13 protein-coding genes are annotated in these 15,010 nt (G+C 37.4%); all 13 read left to right on the top strand.

All coding sequences use genetic code 11. From position 1 onward, the window contains the following. Positions 1–10 precede the first annotated feature (10 nt). The 13 genes from CD001_RS00165 to CD001_RS00105 all read left to right on the top strand — a co-directional run bounded on the left by CD001_RS00165 (position 11) and on the right by CD001_RS00105 (position 14,974). Positions 11–808 (top strand): inositol monophosphatase family protein, encoded by a 798-nt coding sequence (locus tag CD001_RS00165; RefSeq protein WP_096185599.1) that lies wholly within the window; start codon positions 11–13, stop codon positions 806–808. 12 nt (positions 809–820) lie between these two features. Next, positions 821–1,633 carry an HAD family hydrolase gene (locus CD001_RS00160; RefSeq protein ID WP_096185598.1) on the top strand — a complete coding sequence of 271 codons (813 nt, stop codon included), beginning with the start codon at positions 821–823 and terminating at the stop codon, positions 1,631–1,633. Positions 1,634–1,944: 311 nt separating this feature from the next. Further along, on the top strand, positions 1,945–2,976 hold the full coding sequence (gene iolG / locus CD001_RS00155; RefSeq protein ID WP_179298538.1) for an inositol 2-dehydrogenase: 1,032 nt from the start codon (positions 1,945–1,947) through the stop codon (positions 2,974–2,976). A gap of 81 nt (positions 2,977–3,057) precedes the next feature. Beyond that, positions 3,058–3,876 carry a 5-deoxy-glucuronate isomerase gene (gene iolB / locus CD001_RS00150; RefSeq protein ID WP_096185594.1) on the top strand — a complete coding sequence of 273 codons (819 nt, stop codon included), beginning with the start codon at positions 3,058–3,060 and terminating at the stop codon, positions 3,874–3,876. Positions 3,877–3,956: 80 nt separating this feature from the next. After that, the gene (gene iolC, locus CD001_RS00145; protein ID WP_096190430.1) at positions 3,957–4,958 is read left to right on the top strand and encodes a 5-dehydro-2-deoxygluconokinase; all 1,002 of its coding nucleotides are present in this window, start codon (positions 3,957–3,959) and stop codon (positions 4,956–4,958) included. Between the two features lie 52 nt (positions 4,959–5,010). Further along, positions 5,011–6,468: a CoA-acylating methylmalonate-semialdehyde dehydrogenase gene (locus CD001_RS00140; RefSeq protein ID WP_096185592.1), complete on the top strand. Its 1,458-nt coding sequence runs from the start codon at positions 5,011–5,013 to the stop codon at positions 6,466–6,468. 75 nt (positions 6,469–6,543) lie between these two features. Beyond that, the gene (gene iolD, locus CD001_RS00135) at positions 6,544–8,469 is read left to right on the top strand and encodes a 3D-(3,5/4)-trihydroxycyclohexane-1,2-dione acylhydrolase (decyclizing) (RefSeq protein ID WP_096185590.1); all 1,926 of its coding nucleotides are present in this window, start codon (positions 6,544–6,546) and stop codon (positions 8,467–8,469) included. Positions 8,470–8,493: 24 nt separating this feature from the next. Further along, positions 8,494–9,390 (top strand): myo-inosose-2 dehydratase, encoded by an 897-nt coding sequence (gene iolE, locus CD001_RS00130; protein WP_096185589.1) that lies wholly within the window; start codon positions 8,494–8,496, stop codon positions 9,388–9,390. 158 nt (positions 9,391–9,548) lie between these two features. Then, a complete protein-coding gene (locus CD001_RS00125) occupies positions 9,549–10,535 on the top strand; it encodes a LacI family DNA-binding transcriptional regulator (protein WP_096185587.1) in 987 nt (328 codons plus the stop codon). A 390-nt stretch (positions 10,536–10,925) separates the two neighbouring features. After that, positions 10,926–12,299 (top strand): 6-phospho-beta-glucosidase, encoded by a 1,374-nt coding sequence (locus CD001_RS00120; RefSeq protein WP_096185586.1) that lies wholly within the window; start codon positions 10,926–10,928, stop codon positions 12,297–12,299. Next, positions 12,292–13,221, top strand: coding sequence for a carbohydrate kinase family protein (locus CD001_RS00115; RefSeq protein WP_096185584.1), 930 nt, complete (start codon positions 12,292–12,294; stop codon positions 13,219–13,221). Before CD001_RS00120 ends, CD001_RS00115 begins: the two co-directional genes overlap by 8 nt. A gap of 131 nt (positions 13,222–13,352) precedes the next feature. After that, on the top strand, positions 13,353–14,282 hold the full coding sequence (locus tag CD001_RS00110) for an AraC family transcriptional regulator (RefSeq protein ID WP_179298537.1): 930 nt from the start codon (positions 13,353–13,355) through the stop codon (positions 14,280–14,282). Further along, positions 14,282–14,974 carry a PIG-L deacetylase family protein gene (locus CD001_RS00105; RefSeq protein ID WP_096185581.1) on the top strand — a complete coding sequence of 231 codons (693 nt, stop codon included), beginning with the start codon at positions 14,282–14,284 and terminating at the stop codon, positions 14,972–14,974. Before CD001_RS00110 ends, CD001_RS00105 begins: the two co-directional genes overlap by 1 nt. Positions 14,975–15,010 lie beyond the last annotated feature (36 nt).

Raw genomic sequence — 15,010 nt, 5'->3', positions numbered from 1 at the left:
AGTGAAGCACATGGGGTATATTAATTTAGCTTTACGGATGGCAAGAGAAGCTGGGGGACTCATTAAAGATTATGTAGACGGTGATTTTAAAGTTGAAGAAAAGTCTTCCAAAGCTGATTTAGTAACAGAAGTTGATCAAAAATCAGAGAGTTTTATTCGAAATAGAATCCATGAGTATTACCCTGAGCACAAAATTATTGGGGAAGAAGGAGTTGCTGGAGGGGAGGACGTAAATGCCGTTGCTGAAAGTGATGATTATATCTGGATTATAGACCCAATTGATGGAACGACAAACTTTGTTCATGGTTTACCTGGTTATACAATATCGCTTGCTTTAAGCTATAAAAAACAAGTCATACTTGGCGTTATATACGATCCTAATCTAGATGAAATGTTTTGGGCAGAAAAAGGGAAAGGTGCATTCTTAAATAATAATAGATTAACTGTTTCTGAAAATGATGATTTGGAAGGGTGCGTTCTTGCCACAGGCTATCCATCTGACGTTAAAGGTGACCGAGCAAAAGTTATTAATACCATTAATACATTAGGTCCTGTTTGCGGTAATATTCGCACCTTTGGTTCAGCGGCGTTACATTTAGCATATGTAGCAGCAGGCAGAATGGAAGGATTTTGGGAGCAAGGCTTAAATGTTTGGGATGTAGCAGCAGGTTACTTACTTGTAAATGAAGCTGGAGGAACGGCAACAGCTATAACTGGAGAAACGTATAACCTCACAACAAGAGGGCTAGTTGCAAGTAATGGTCATATTCATAAAAACCTAGTAGAAAGTATTAATGTTAATGATTAAGGAGGTGGGGTATTGAATAATAAATTAATCATTACAGACTTAGATGGAACTCTTTTAGACCTCAACCAACTTATAAGTCCGGAGAATGAAAAGGCTATTCAACGTTTTAAGGAAGAAGGAGGTTTGTTTACCTTTGCTACTGGTCGAATGGAGCGTGCGGTTAAAGCCTTTGTTGAGCAAGTGAAGGTAGATATTCCTTTAATTTTATATAATGGTGCAAAGATTTACTGTCCTTTAACAAAAAGGGTTCTCTTTGAGAGAGACTATGAGTTGAGTATAAGTTTTTATAAAAAATTAATAGAACTCTCAGATGATCAAGTGAGTTTGCTATTTTATCAAAATGGCGACATTTACACACATGAAAAAAATTCGGTAACAGAAGGTTATGAAAAGAAGGATTCTGTCCATGTGAAGGTACGAAATGATGTTTATAACGCACCCATAAACAAAACCTTAATCATTGCAGAAAGGTCAAAGCTCGAACAATATGAAAAATTTGTCAAAGAAAGTCCGTTTGCATTTTCACTCGTTTATTCTGAGAGCAATTATCTAGAAATTTTACCGAATGGCGTTTCGAAAGGTAAAGCTGTTATGGAACTAAAGAAACTATTGAACCGTCCATCGATTGAAACGATTTGTATTGGAGATAATCTCAATGATTATACGATGGTAAAAACAGCGGATAAAGGAATTGCTGTAGAAAATGCTCATCCTGACTTAAAAGAGGTGGCATCAGAAGTTACTTTTCACCATGAAAACCACGCAATTGCAAAGGTGATTTCTGACTTATATAGTGAACGAGACCTATTCATGAAAATGAAATAATGGATGTTTGAGTCGATGGAAAAATATTGTTTCATCAGAAAGTAGGCATTAAAAGGGGAGGAAAGCTATTCTTTCATCAACTATTAATGAAATAGTATTTTCACCTTTCAAAAATCATACCGCGGCTTCAAAAAATGACTTTAATTTTCAGTAAAAAAAAAAATCTACATCAAAAAATAGCGATTTAATGAAAAAGAAAGATTAATAACACGGAAAAAAAGAGGGTAAGAGTAAACTTTGATAAAGCGCTTACCCCTAAATAGAAAAGAAGGAAAAATAGTGGCATTAAAGACATGGAGGGGTTGTTGTTATTGAAAAAGTTAAATCTTGCAATTATAGGAGCAGGGCGAATTGGTCAATTGCACGCAAATAACATTTTGCAAATGAATACAGCGAGCCTCATTGCTGTTTCAGATGTGAACCTTGAGCACATTAAAGGATCCAATCTAGAAAAAGCAGTGAATTATGTAACGACTGATTACACAAAAGTTCTTGAGAATAAAGAAATTGATGCAGTTTTAATTTGTACTTCTACCGATTCACACGTCCAAATCATTATTGAGGCAGCTGCTGCAGGGAAACATATTTTCTGCGAAAAACCAATCAGCTTCAATATTGAAGAAACAAAGAAAGCACTGCAAGCTGTAGCTGAAGCAGACGTGAAATTTCAAATCGGATTTAACCGACGATTTGATAAACATTTTCGGAAAGTCTATGAAACGGTTGATGCAGGGGTTATTGGGGAACCACATATCTTAAAAGTTACTTCTAGAGACCCAGAGCCACCACCAAAATCTTACATTGAACGTTCAGGTGGATTGTTTATCGACATGACTATCCATGACTTCGATATGATGAGGTATTTATCAGGGTCGAAAGTAACAGAGGTATTCGTAAAAGGTGCTAATTTAGTAAATCCGGAAATTGGCGAATGTGATGATATTGATACTGCAATTATCACGTTAACTTTTGAGGATGGTTCTCTCGGGGTTATTGATAATAGCAGAAAAGCAGAATACGGATATGACCAGCGAATAGAAGTATTTGGGAGTCAAGGTGCTGCCAGTGCAAACAATGAACGGTTAACAAATGTAGAAATTAGTACAAATCAATCAATTGTCATTGATAAGCCAAAGTATTTCTTTCTCGATCGTTATCATGGTGCATTTATAGAAGAACTTCATTCCTTTGTTGAAGCGGTTTTGACTGGCCAGCCAGTTCGATGCAGTGGTGAGGACGGATTCCAAGCTGAGCTTTTAGCACATGCAGCAAACCTTTCTTTGCGAGAAAATCGCTCTGTGAAAATCATTGAAATTGAGGATAAACTTTTTAAAGCTATTTGATTAATGTCAGTTGAGCACTGGTTGTTAATGTTCAGTTAGTTATTAATAAAGGTATTTAATAAAAACAGGAGGAATTCAAACATGTCCGAATTAATTGTAAAGCCTTCATCCCCAGAAAAAGATGGAAAAATTTTATCTGTTACCCCGGAATTAGCTGGCTGGGATTATGTTGGATTTGAAGTGTATTCGTTAAAACAGGGAGAGAAGCTTAATAAACAAACCGAAGGCAATGAGGTTTGTCTCGTATTTTTAACTGGTAAAGCCAATGTGCATACTTCAAAGGAACAGTTTAATCAGATTGGGGAGAGAATGAGCGTTTTTGAAAAAATTCCTCCATTTTCTGTCTATGTCCCAAATGATGACCAATATGAAGTAACCGCGTTAACTGATTTAGAGTTGGCTATTTGTGCATCCCCTGGTAAAGGAACGTTCGAAGCGCGCTTAATTAAGCCACAAGATGTTGGAACAGCTGACCGCGGATACGGCAAAATGGCTCGAAAAATTCATAATATTCTTCCAGAAGATGAACCAGCTGATTCTTTACTAGTTGTGGAAGTATATACACCGGATGGAAATACGTCTAGCTATCCGCCGCATAAACACGATAAAGATAATTTTCCGCATGAAACTTATTTAGAAGAAACGTATTATCACCAGATTAATCCAGAACAGGGCTTTGTTTTTCAGCGAGTGTACAACGATGACAGAACGTTAAATGAAACACTCGCTGTAGAAAACAAAAATGTCGTTTTAGTTCCTGAAGGATATCACCCCGTATCAGCTGTTCCTGGGTATGAATCATACTACTTAAACGTAATGGCAGGTCCGATAAGAAAGTGGAAATTCAACAATGACCCTGATCATGAATGGCTTTTTGAAAATGTGATGGAAACGAAATAAAGCAGTAAACTAAGGGTGAAAAAGGAATTAAACAAGTTTGTTTAAAGTCCACAAGCTGAAGTAAAGGAGTGCTAATAATGATGAATGGATTGAGTTTCGTGCAAAACAGGCCTATCGATATTATTGGAATTGGCCGATTATGTGTTGACTTAAATGCAAACGAAATACATCGTCCAATGGAGGAGACGAAAACATTTACGAAATATGTAGGTGGTTCTCCTGCGAATATTACGATCGGATCGAGTCGCCTCGGACTTAACGCTGGATTTATTGGTAAAGTTTCAAACGATCAAATGGGGCGATTTATTACGAATTATTTGAACGAGAATGAGATCGACACATCCAATGTGTCTGTTGACCAAACAGGAGCCGTAACGGGCTTAGCATTTACAGAGATTCTTAGTCCAGAAGATTGCAGCATTCTCATGTACCGGGACAATGTAGCCGATCTTACATTATCAACCGATGATGTATCAGAAGATTACATTAAGCAGGCAAAAGTATTACTCGTATCAGGCACAGCACTTGCTGCGAGTCCGTCAAGAGAGGCTGTTTTTCTTGCACTTGAGTATGCACGAAAACATCATGTCACAGTGATTTTTGATGTAGATTATCGTCCGTATACATGGAATTCTTCAAATGAAACAGCGGTTTATTATAGTTTGGCTGCTGAAAAGTGCGATGTCATTATTGGAACACGAGAGGAATTCGATTTGATGGAGCAGTTTATAAAAGATTATGAGTCTGATGATCAGAAAACAGCCCAAAGATGGTTTGATTATAATGCAAAAATCGTTGTTATTAAACATGGATCAGAAGGATCCATCGCCTACACAGCAGATGGACTCTCGCACCGTGGCGGCATTTTTAAATCAAAAGTGCTAAAAACGTTTGGTGCTGGAGACTCGTATGCATCTGCTTTTATATACGGATTATTGCAAGGCTGGGACATTCCTAGAGCAATGGAATTTGGAAGTGCATCTGCATCTATTGTTATTTCCAAACATAGCTGCTCAGATGCGATGCCGACAGTAGATGAAATCAATGAGTTTATGAAAACAGCAGAAAAAGTGCATCTTTAAGCGAACGTTTCTCAGGATCACTTAATCAATAATTATTTTAGGAGGCATTATTATGGGGGTTGCGTCAGTTCAACAATTAAAAAACTATATCGGTGGACAGTGGGTTGAATCAACGTGCAAAACAGAAGAAGTGTACAATCCAGCTACAGGAGAAGTGATTGCCTATGTTCCCCTTTCTACGTTTGAAGAGTTAGACCATGCAGCAGAGGTTGCTGAAAAAGCATTTGAATCATGGAATGAGGTTCCTGTCCCCAAACGGGCAAGAATTCTATTTAAATATCAGCAACTTCTCGTAGAACATTGGGATGAGCTTGCTAAAATTATTACAACAGAAAACGGAAAAAGCCTAAAAGAAGCACAGGGAGAAGTTCAACGGGGAATTGAATGTGTTGAATTTGCTGCTGGAGCACCAAGCTTGATGATGGGAAAACAGCTTCCAGACATATCAAATGGTCTTGAGTCTGGCATGTATCGTTATCCTATTGGTGTTGTTGGGGGCATTACGCCTTTTAACTTTCCAATGATGGTACCGTGCTGGATGTTCCCGTTAGCGATTGCAGTTGGAAATACTTTTGTATTAAAGCCTTCTGAACGAACACCATTACTTGCAAACCGACTAGCAGAACTATTTGCAGAAGCAGGTCTTCCAGATGGCGTGCTTAATATTGTCCATGGAGCTCGTGATGTTGTAAATGGTATTTTAGAGAATAAAAAAATTAAAGCTGTATCCTTTGTCGGTTCCCAACCAGTAGCTGAATATGTGTACAAAAAAGGAACGGAAAACTTAAAACGTGTTCAAGCACTTGCCGGGGCGAAAAACCACTCGATCGTTTTAAATGACGCTGATTTGGAAAATGCAGCGACACAAATTTTAACCGCTGCGTTTGGCTCAGCTGGAGAGCGATGCATGGCATGTGCAGTCGTTGCTGTTGAAGAAGGAGTAGCTGATGAATTCATTGATTTATTAGTGAAAAAATCAAATGAAATTACGATTGGTAATGGATTAGAAGATGATGTGTTTTTAGGTCCTGTCATTCGTGAAGATCATAAAAAACGTACACTACAGTACATTGAGACAGGGGAAAAGGAAGGAGCGCGACTTGTCCGTGATGGACGAAATGATGTCGGAGCACAAGACAAAGGATACTTCGTCGGACCTACAATTTTTGATGGAGTAACGAATGAAATGAAAATCTGGCAGGATGAAATTTTTGCACCTGTTCTATCTGTATCAAGAGTAAAAAGCTTATCTGAAGCGATCGAACTTTCAAATCAATCTCGATTTGCAAACGGCGCTTGTATTTTTACAACTAACGGTGGTCAAGTTCGTCAGTTCCGTGAAAAAATTGATGCAGGAATGCTCGGCGTAAATATTGGAGTTCCAGCTCCTATGGCATTTTTCCCATTCTCAGGCTGGAAAGATTCTTTCTACGGTGATTTACATGCGAATGGAAATGACGGTGTAGAATTCTATACTCGCAAGAAGATGTTAACATCGCGTTGGACATAAAAACTGCAAGTCGGGTAGGTCAATCTATCCGGCTTCCTCTAAGTATATAACTATTCGAAGACGAGGTGATAGAGGATGCGTTTGACGACAGCTCAAGCTATAGTAAAGTTTTTGAATGAACAATATCTTGAAGTTGAGGGACAACAACATAAAGCATTTAAAGGGATTTTTACGATTTTTGGTCACGGAAATGTCGTCGGCTTAGGTCAAGCATTAGAAGAGGACTGTGGAGACTTAGAAGTATATCAAGGGCGAAATGAGCAAGGGATGGCTCATGCAGCAATCGCTTATGCAAAACAAAAACATCGCAAGCAATTGATTGCTTGTACGTCATCAGTTGGACCTGGCTCAGCGAACATGGTAACAGCAGCCGCAACAGCTACAGCGAATAACATTCCTGTATTGCTTCTTCCAGGGGATACCTTTGCAAGTAGACAGCCAGATCCAGTCTTACAGCAAATTGAACAAACACATGATTCAACTTTATCTACTAATGATGCTCTTCGGCCGGTGAGTAAGTACTGGGACCGAGTCAATCGTCCAGAACAGGTTATGTCAGCGCTGATCAATGCCATGAGAGTACTGACGAACCAAGGGGATACTGGAGCTGTCACAATTTCCCTGCCGCAAGATGTGCAAGGAGAAGCATACGATTTTCCAGAGTACTTCTTCCAAAAAAGAGTACACCGGATCGACAGAAGAATACCGACAGCCCTTGAATTAGGTGATGCCCTCTCATTAATTACAAGTAAAAAGAAGCCATTTATTATTTGCGGCGGTGGTGTGCGGTACTCTGAAGCTGGGGAAGCGTTAAAGAACTTCGCAAATAAATATAACATTCCATTTGGTGAAACGCAGGCAGGCAAGAGTGCTGTTGAAAGTTCAGATCCAATGAACGTAGGAGGTGTGGGTGTTACCGGAAATCTCGCGGCTAACAGGTTAGCAAAAGATACGGATTTAGTTATTGGTATCGGTACTCGCTTAACAGACTTTACAACTGCTTCAAAACAACTTTTCCAAAATGAACATGTTGATTATTTAATGCTTAATGTTTCTGAATTCCATGCAGGGAAACTAGATGCTGTAAAGGTTGTTGCTGATGCACGTGAATCATTAATTGCAATAGACCAGCTTTTAGAAGAGCATGGCTATCAATCGTCATATGAAGGAGAAATTAAAAAAGCAAAAGTGGATTGGGAAACAGAACTGAACCGTCTGTATGAAGTTTCTTTCGACAAGAAGGACTTCAATCCAGAAGTTAGCGGACATTTAGATGAAATACTTTCTGAATATACTGAAGCTTTAAACTCTACATTGACACAAACAGAAGTGCTCGGACATATTAACAAACACATTGATGAGGATGCAATCATTGTAGGTGCATCAGGAAGTTTACCTGGTGACTTGCAACGAATGTGGGTAAACCGTAAGCCGAACACCTACCATATGGAGTACGGTTATTCTTGTATGGGTTATGAAATATCTGGAGCCCTTGGTGTAAAGATGGCACAGCCTGATCAAGAGGTTTATGCACTAGTAGGTGATGGTAGTTACATGATGCTTCATTCAGAGCTAGTTACAAGCCTCCAAGAAGACAAAAAAATTAATATATTACTATTAGATAATGCTGGGTTCGGGTGTATTAATAATTTACAGATGTCAAACGGAATGGGAAGTTTCGCAACGGAATTCAGGAAGCGGAATAAAGAATCGAATGCTTTGGAAGGTGAGATTATTTCCATTGACTTCGCTCAGAGTGCAGCTGGATATGGGGTGAAAACATACTCAGTTAAGACTATTGATGACTTATTGTTTGCATTGGAAGATGCTAAAAAGCAAGATGTTTCTACCTTAATAGATATCAAGGTTCTTCCGAAAACAATGACAAATGGCTATGATTCTTGGTGGAATGTCGGGGTAGCTGAAACCTCACAAAAAGAATCAATTGTTCAAGCTCATCATGATAGATTGGAAGAATTAAAGAAGGCACGAAAATATTAATGTACAGTGAAGAGGTGAGAAGCTATGTTTAATCCAAGAGAAGTCAAAATAGGAATCGCGCCAATCGGCTGGACGAATGATGATATGCCAGAATTGGGAGGAGAGAATACATTTGAGCAATGTATTAGTGAAATGGCATTAGCTGGATTTACTGGAACAGAGGTTGGCAACAAATATCCTCGTGATACTGAGGAGCTAAAAAAGGCACTTTCTTTACGAGGCTTAGAAATTGCTAGTGCATGGTTTAGTGCGCATTTAACTTCAGCTCCGCTTCAAGAAACTGTTGATGGATTTATGAAGCACCGGGACTTTCTGGATGAAATGGATGCGAAGGTCATCGTCATCTCAGAACAAGGTAATAGTATTCAAGGAAAGATGAATAGACCGTTATTTCTTGAAAAACCTCTTTTTACTGAAGAAGAATGGCAGAAAGTAGCTGACGGATTAAATATGTTAGGTGAATTAGCGAATGAAAAAGGGATGTCCCTTGTTTACCATCACCATATGGGAACTGGCGTACAAACGTCTGAGGAAATTGACCGCTTAATGGAGATGACAGATTCTAAACTAGTGTCCTTATTATATGATACAGGTCACCTTGTTTTTTCTGGTGAAGACCCTTTAATTGTTTTAAAAAAACACTTTTCTCGGATTAAGCATATTCATTTAAAAGATGTAAGAGCTGATGTAGCAGAAAGAGTGGAAAGGGAAAATTGGAGTTTCTTGACTGCAGTAAAAGAGGGGACCTTTACTGTACCAGGAGATGGGCAAATTGATTATAAGCCGATTTTTGATACATTAGCAAAGCTTGATTATAAAGGCTGGATGGTAGTTGAAGCTGAACAGGACCCGAAAAAGGCAAATCCTTTTGAATATGCATTACTTGCAAGAAAATATATTAAAGATCATACGGGAATATAGCAGCAGTAATTTACATGAAGGACGTAGTGGTTTTGGTCATAGTGTGATGTAATTAGATAGAGCTAAAGTTTCCTTATAGCGAGTGGTTGCTAGGCTTTGTTTTATCGTTATTAGATCATGTATACTTGAAATAATATCATTTCAGGAAGTGGACAAATATGAAAGTGACAATTTACCAAGTAGCAGAAAAAGCTAACGTATCGATTGCAACAGTTTCTAAAGTTATTAACAATACAGGAAGAATCGGTGAAGATACAAGAAAACGTGTTTTAAAGGCAATGGAGGAACTAAATTATTATCCAAGCTTAGTTGCTTCAGCGTTAACAGGGAAAAAGACTGATACAATCGGACTTCTCCTTCCTGATATTTCTAACCCTTTTTTTGCAGAGATTGCAAGGCATATTGAGGACAGAGCTCATAAACTAGGGTTAAGTGTCATTATGTGCAGCACGGATTACAGCAAAGATAAAGAAAGCAAATACATTGAGCTACTTTTAAGGAAGCAAGTTGATGGCTTTATATTATCTTCTGGTTTTCGTAATAAGGATCTACTAAATCGGTTAGTTGAAGGCAAAATTCCACTTGCCATGATTGCTTATTATAACCCTTCGTTTTCAGTTCATGGGGTATCGATAGACGATTATAAAGGCGGTTATCTCGCAACATCTCATTTGCTTTCTTTAGGGCATAAGAACATTGGATTAATTGGAGAAAATGTCCGAAGCAGTAATTTACGAATTTATGGTTACAAAGATGCTTTTCAAGATTATGACTTGAGTGTAGATGAGGAAAATATCATTTTGACAGATGCATCAGTAAGTAACGGACGTAAATGTGCAGAAGAGCTAATAACCAAAAAAGATAAGCCTAGTGCCATCTTCGCGGTCAATGACTTACTCGCGATCGGAGCTTTCCAAATTGCACAGGAGAAAGGTTTGAATATTCCATCTGACTTAGCAATTATCAGTTTCGATAATACAATTTTATCGCGAACGACAGTCCCTCCGTTAACGACGGTTGCTCAGCCAATTGAGGAAATGGGGAAAAAAATCGTCGATCTGCTTCTGGAGGAAATTAAGCATCCTAAAAATAAAAGTGAACAACTGTTATATTCTCCGGAGTTAATTATTAGAGGTTCGACGTGAAGTAATTAAAGCGGAGAAGGTGACTCAAAAAAATGGTCAGACACAATGAGTCACCTTCTTCATTTATGATTCCTTTGAGATAGTTATGATAACTATCGCATAGTTTATTTCTCTGTTATTTCTTCTAATAAACTCCTTGCTTACCCTCTACTTCTCGAAAACACCACCTTTTAAAGTCAAAATCATGGATATGCGTGTCTAAAACTAACTCGTCACTCTGCTTTAAACTAGAATTACCGATTAAGGAAGTACCTACACGATTAAATAATGAATTAATAAAATACTGAAGTCAAAAATTCTAAACATTTGTGAAAAACATCCTTAGTTTATTTGCAGTGAATGATATAAGATCAATGTATCTTTAGATTTTTGTTTGAGAGGAGTGGTTGTATGAAGTTGACACTTATTGGAGGAGCAGGTGTTCGAGTTCCACTTATGGTTGAAGGCTTAATTCGTTGGCAGGATGAAACATACATCGATCAGTTAGTTCTTTATGATTCTAATGCAGAGAAACTGTCGATTATAGGTGAACTAGTAAAACATATAGTTTCAAATGAAAAAAATCCATTTCAAGTGAAACTTACAACAGATTTAAGAGAAGCTGTACAGGGTGCAGATTTTATTTATACCGCAATCCGTTCTGGAGGAGAAGAAGGGCGGGTTATAGATGAAAGAGTCGCGTTAAAGCATGGTGTGATTGGTCAAGAAACGACAGGAGCTGGAGGATTCTCAATGGCTTTGCGAACGATTCCGGCCATGCTAGAGATTGCTGAAGTCATAGAAGATGAAGCACCAGGAGCATGGGTCATTAACTTCACAAATCCGTCAGGGTTAATTACGGAGGCCTTACAAATGTATACGAAGTTGAAGGTGATTGGAATATGTGATGCACCTTCGTCTATGAAAATAGGCATTGCCCAATATTTAAATCAAAAAGAAGAAGATGTGTATATTAATTATTTTGGGCTAAACCACTTAGGCTGGGTTAACAAAGTACTTGTAAATGGGACAAATCAAATGGAGTTTATCATAAACAACTATGAGGATTTTATTGAAGTGTATCCACATATGAAGTGTTTTTCTAATCAATTAATAAGTTCATTGAACCTTCTGCCAAACGAGTACTTATTTTATTACTATTATCAAAATCAAGCTGTGTTAAATATGAGCGATAGCACAAACACTCGAGGGGAACAAATTGCCGAGTTAAACCGGGCATTACTTGAGCAACTGATAGAAAATAAAGGAGATATAAAAAAGTCACTTTGTATTTATAAACAAGTTATGAATGAAAGAAATAGTACGTATATGACTGCAGAAACGGGTGGTAAGGAAAATAAAACATTAGGTGACATGGAGTCTGAAGGCTATGAAGGGCTGGCGATGTCGATATTATCATCAATTGTAAATAATAAAAAGAAAGAATTAATATTAAATGTTATGAATAACGGTGTAATTCCAGAGTTGAAAGCTGAAGATATCATAGAGGTCACATGTCTATTAGACAATAATGGGCCAAAACCTTTAGCTGTTGGGGAAGTTCCTTCTTCTGTAAAGGGATTACTTGTTACGATTAAACAATATGAACGGTTAACAATTGAAGCTGCAATTGAAGGTAATGTAGAAAAAGCAATTATTGCATTGACCATTCATCCTTTAGTAAATTCTTATACTATTGCACGTAATGTGGTGAATGATTATTTGATCCAGCATAAAGAATATTTACCTCAATTTGATGATTTAGGAGAGAAGGCAAATGTCTAATCATGATGTAGTGGTTGTAGGGACCGTTTGTTGTGACATTATTTTCCATGGTCTACCATCGTTTCCAAAATTAGGAGAAGAGGTGTGGACAAAGGGGATGGATGTAACTGCAGGAGGAGCAATTAACTCTCCAGCAGCACTATCCCGGTTAGGTGTAAATGTTGGGATTGTCACTCCAATCGGAAATGATATTTGGGGAGACATTATATACTCTAAATTAAAAGCAGAAGAGATATGTACGAACCTTATTTATAAAGTCGATAAAACATTGCCGCAAATATCTGTTGCGATGAATTATCAAAACGATCGAGCATTTGTTTCATATGGTGAAAAGGTAGAGGTTAGTGATTATCATCAGCACCTTGAAAAAGTCATTCATGAAAGTACAGCAAAACTCTTTCACTTTTATGCAAGTTCTGAGCCAGGTCATACTGAAATGTTACTAGAAGCTAAACAAAGAGGAAAACTAATTAGTCTCGATACAGGGTGGGACCCAGAATGGCTGACTTCAGATCAAATAAAAGAGCAAATAGCCTTATCAGATATTTTTCTTCCTAACTTATCTGAGGCCAGTTTAATTACAGGCAAAAAAGATAAATATGAAGCATTGTATGCCTTAGCTGAACTCGTTCCTAACATTGTTATAAAACTAGGTGAAGCTGGAGCAATTGCTCATTATAAAGGGAAAGTATATGAGAGTAAAACGGGATATCAGAAGGTTGTAGATGCAACGGGAGCGGGAGACTGTTTTATTGCTGGCTACTTATACGGCTGGTTAAACAATAAATCAACACTTGAATGCCTGAAGATCGGAAATTACTGTGGTGGAGCATGTGTTACATCGGTTGGCGGTTATACAGGTGCTCCTACAAAAGCTGAGATTGTAAATAACATGATCATAGAGATAGATGTGAAAAAATAGAAAATAATAGTCAAAATATCTAAATTTATTATCAAAATTTCATTAGACTTACTTTGGAACTATCGCTAGAATTTACTGTATATTATAAAAATTAAAAATACTTTTCATTCGATATGTTAAGGAGGGATGGTATGAATGAACAATTGCCTAAATCTCTTCAAACATTTGTAGAGCCCTTTCGTTTTAGAATATTTATTGATGAAAATGAAGGGGACTGGAAAATGCCATTTGAATGGCATGAGTACTTAGAAATTTTTTATGTTTTAGATGGTGTAGGGTCATATTTCATTGAAGATAAGAGCTACACGTTTAAAACAGGCGATTTATTTATATTAGGAAATTATGAACTGCACAAAAGTCAATTAATTGACGGACAGTCTTTTAAAGCAATCATTATCATGTTTGACCCAAACCTTTTTACAAAAACAAATAATGATGAATGCGAAGAACTATTAAATTTGTTCTTTGACAGACCAGCAGACTTCTCCCATCAATTGAAGGTGAATGCGACTCTTCATAAGAAAATAATGTTTCTCTTCGATCAAATGTTTGAGGAAACTGATAATGGAGACAACCGATCAAATTATATGGCCTCACTTATATTGCAGTGGCTTTTAATTGAACTAAACAGAGCGTATAAAAATGAGCAACAGATTAACTTAATTAAAAGTCACCAAATGCTTCCGATGAAAAAAGTTGTCAAGAATATGCTTGAATATATTGATAGTCATTATAAAGAAGATATTAATTTAGAAGAGGTAGCTAAAAGCCTCAACGTAAATCCATCATACTTAAGTCGTGAATTTAAAAAAGCACTAGGTTTTTCCCTCATTGAATTTATTACTTCTAAAAGAGTCCGAACTGCCCGAGAAATGCTTCGAAATACTTCACTAAGTGTAACGGAAATTGCATCAGACATTGGCTATAACAATGTTACTCATTTTCACTGGACATTCAAGAAACTTATTGGGATTAGCCCCGGACAATTCAGAAAGATTTCAAAATATCATCACAAGAAAAATATCTCGTTAAGTAAGAATAAAAAGGAGGAGTTTATTTGATGAAAAATAAAACTGTCCTAGTTATTGTAGCCCATCCAGATGATGAAACGGCATGTGGCGGGACCATTGCGAAGTTAAGTCAAGGAAACAATCAAGTCATTCAAGTCGTCGCAACAAATGGGGATAAAGGAACACATGATGTGAATGTTAAACCTTCTGAGATTACGAACATGAGGAAAAAGGAAATGAAAGATGCAGCTGAAGTGCTTGGAATTAATCGTGTAATTTGGTTAGGGTTTGAAGATGGGACACTAGAACAAAATATGTCATCTGTAAAAGAAAAAGTATTTAAAGTAGTTCGCAAAGTAAAGCCGGATATCGTTATAAGCTTCGACCCATGGAAAAGATGGGACCCTCATTCAGACCACCGTACAATTGGGTTCATCGCAGTTGAAGCAGCATATTTAGCTGATGGTGTATGGTATTACCCCGAGCATAAAATGGAAGGGTTAGAACCGCATGATGTGTCAGAAACATACTTATTTCACACTGACGAGCCTAACTATACAGTGGATGTGAAAGAAACCTTTCACATAAAAAAAGAAGCAGCTGATGCTCATAAGAGTCAAAGTCTTTCTTTTACTTCATTTGGTGAAAAGTACCTTGAAAGATTAAAGCAAATGGTAGAGAAAGAAGAAGAAATTTATAAGGAGAAATTCCGAAAGCTCAACCAATCAGATTTATACATGTAATAAATGAAATGCGTTTTATTTAATAGGGGGGGAATA

Source organism: Evansella halocellulosilytica, assembly GCF_002335745.1.
Taxonomy (GTDB): domain Bacteria; phylum Bacillota; class Bacilli; order Bacillales; family Salisediminibacteriaceae; genus Bacillus_CA; species Bacillus_CA halocellulosilytica.
The sequence above is the reverse complement of the archived record's forward strand: the minus strand, read 5'-3'. Positions and strand labels throughout refer to the sequence as shown.

What these genes read in the sequence shown, in the direction of transcription:
- CD001_RS00165 (WP_096185599.1), top strand. Translation starts at nt 11, where the DNA reads ATGGGGTATATTAATTTAGCTTTACGGATGGCAAGAGAAGCTGGGGGA.
- iolB (WP_096185594.1), top strand. Translation starts at nt 3,058, where the DNA reads ATGTCCGAATTAATTGTAAAGCCTTCATCCCCAGAAAAAGATGGAAAA.
- iolC (WP_096190430.1), top strand. Translation starts at nt 3,957, where the DNA reads ATGAATGGATTGAGTTTCGTGCAAAACAGGCCTATCGATATTATTGGA.
- CD001_RS00140 (WP_096185592.1), top strand. Translation starts at nt 5,011, where the DNA reads ATGGGGGTTGCGTCAGTTCAACAATTAAAAAACTATATCGGTGGACAG.
- iolD (WP_096185590.1), top strand. Translation starts at nt 6,544, where the DNA reads ATGCGTTTGACGACAGCTCAAGCTATAGTAAAGTTTTTGAATGAACAA.
- iolE (WP_096185589.1), top strand. Translation starts at nt 8,494, where the DNA reads ATGTTTAATCCAAGAGAAGTCAAAATAGGAATCGCGCCAATCGGCTGG.
- CD001_RS00125 (WP_096185587.1), top strand. Translation starts at nt 9,549, where the DNA reads ATGAAAGTGACAATTTACCAAGTAGCAGAAAAAGCTAACGTATCGATT.
- CD001_RS00120 (WP_096185586.1), top strand. Translation starts at nt 10,926, where the DNA reads ATGAAGTTGACACTTATTGGAGGAGCAGGTGTTCGAGTTCCACTTATG.
- CD001_RS00115 (WP_096185584.1), top strand. Translation starts at nt 12,292, where the DNA reads ATGTCTAATCATGATGTAGTGGTTGTAGGGACCGTTTGTTGTGACATT.
- CD001_RS00110 (WP_179298537.1), top strand. Translation starts at nt 13,353, where the DNA reads ATGAATGAACAATTGCCTAAATCTCTTCAAACATTTGTAGAGCCCTTT.
- CD001_RS00105 (WP_096185581.1), top strand. Translation starts at nt 14,282, where the DNA reads ATGAAAAATAAAACTGTCCTAGTTATTGTAGCCCATCCAGATGATGAA.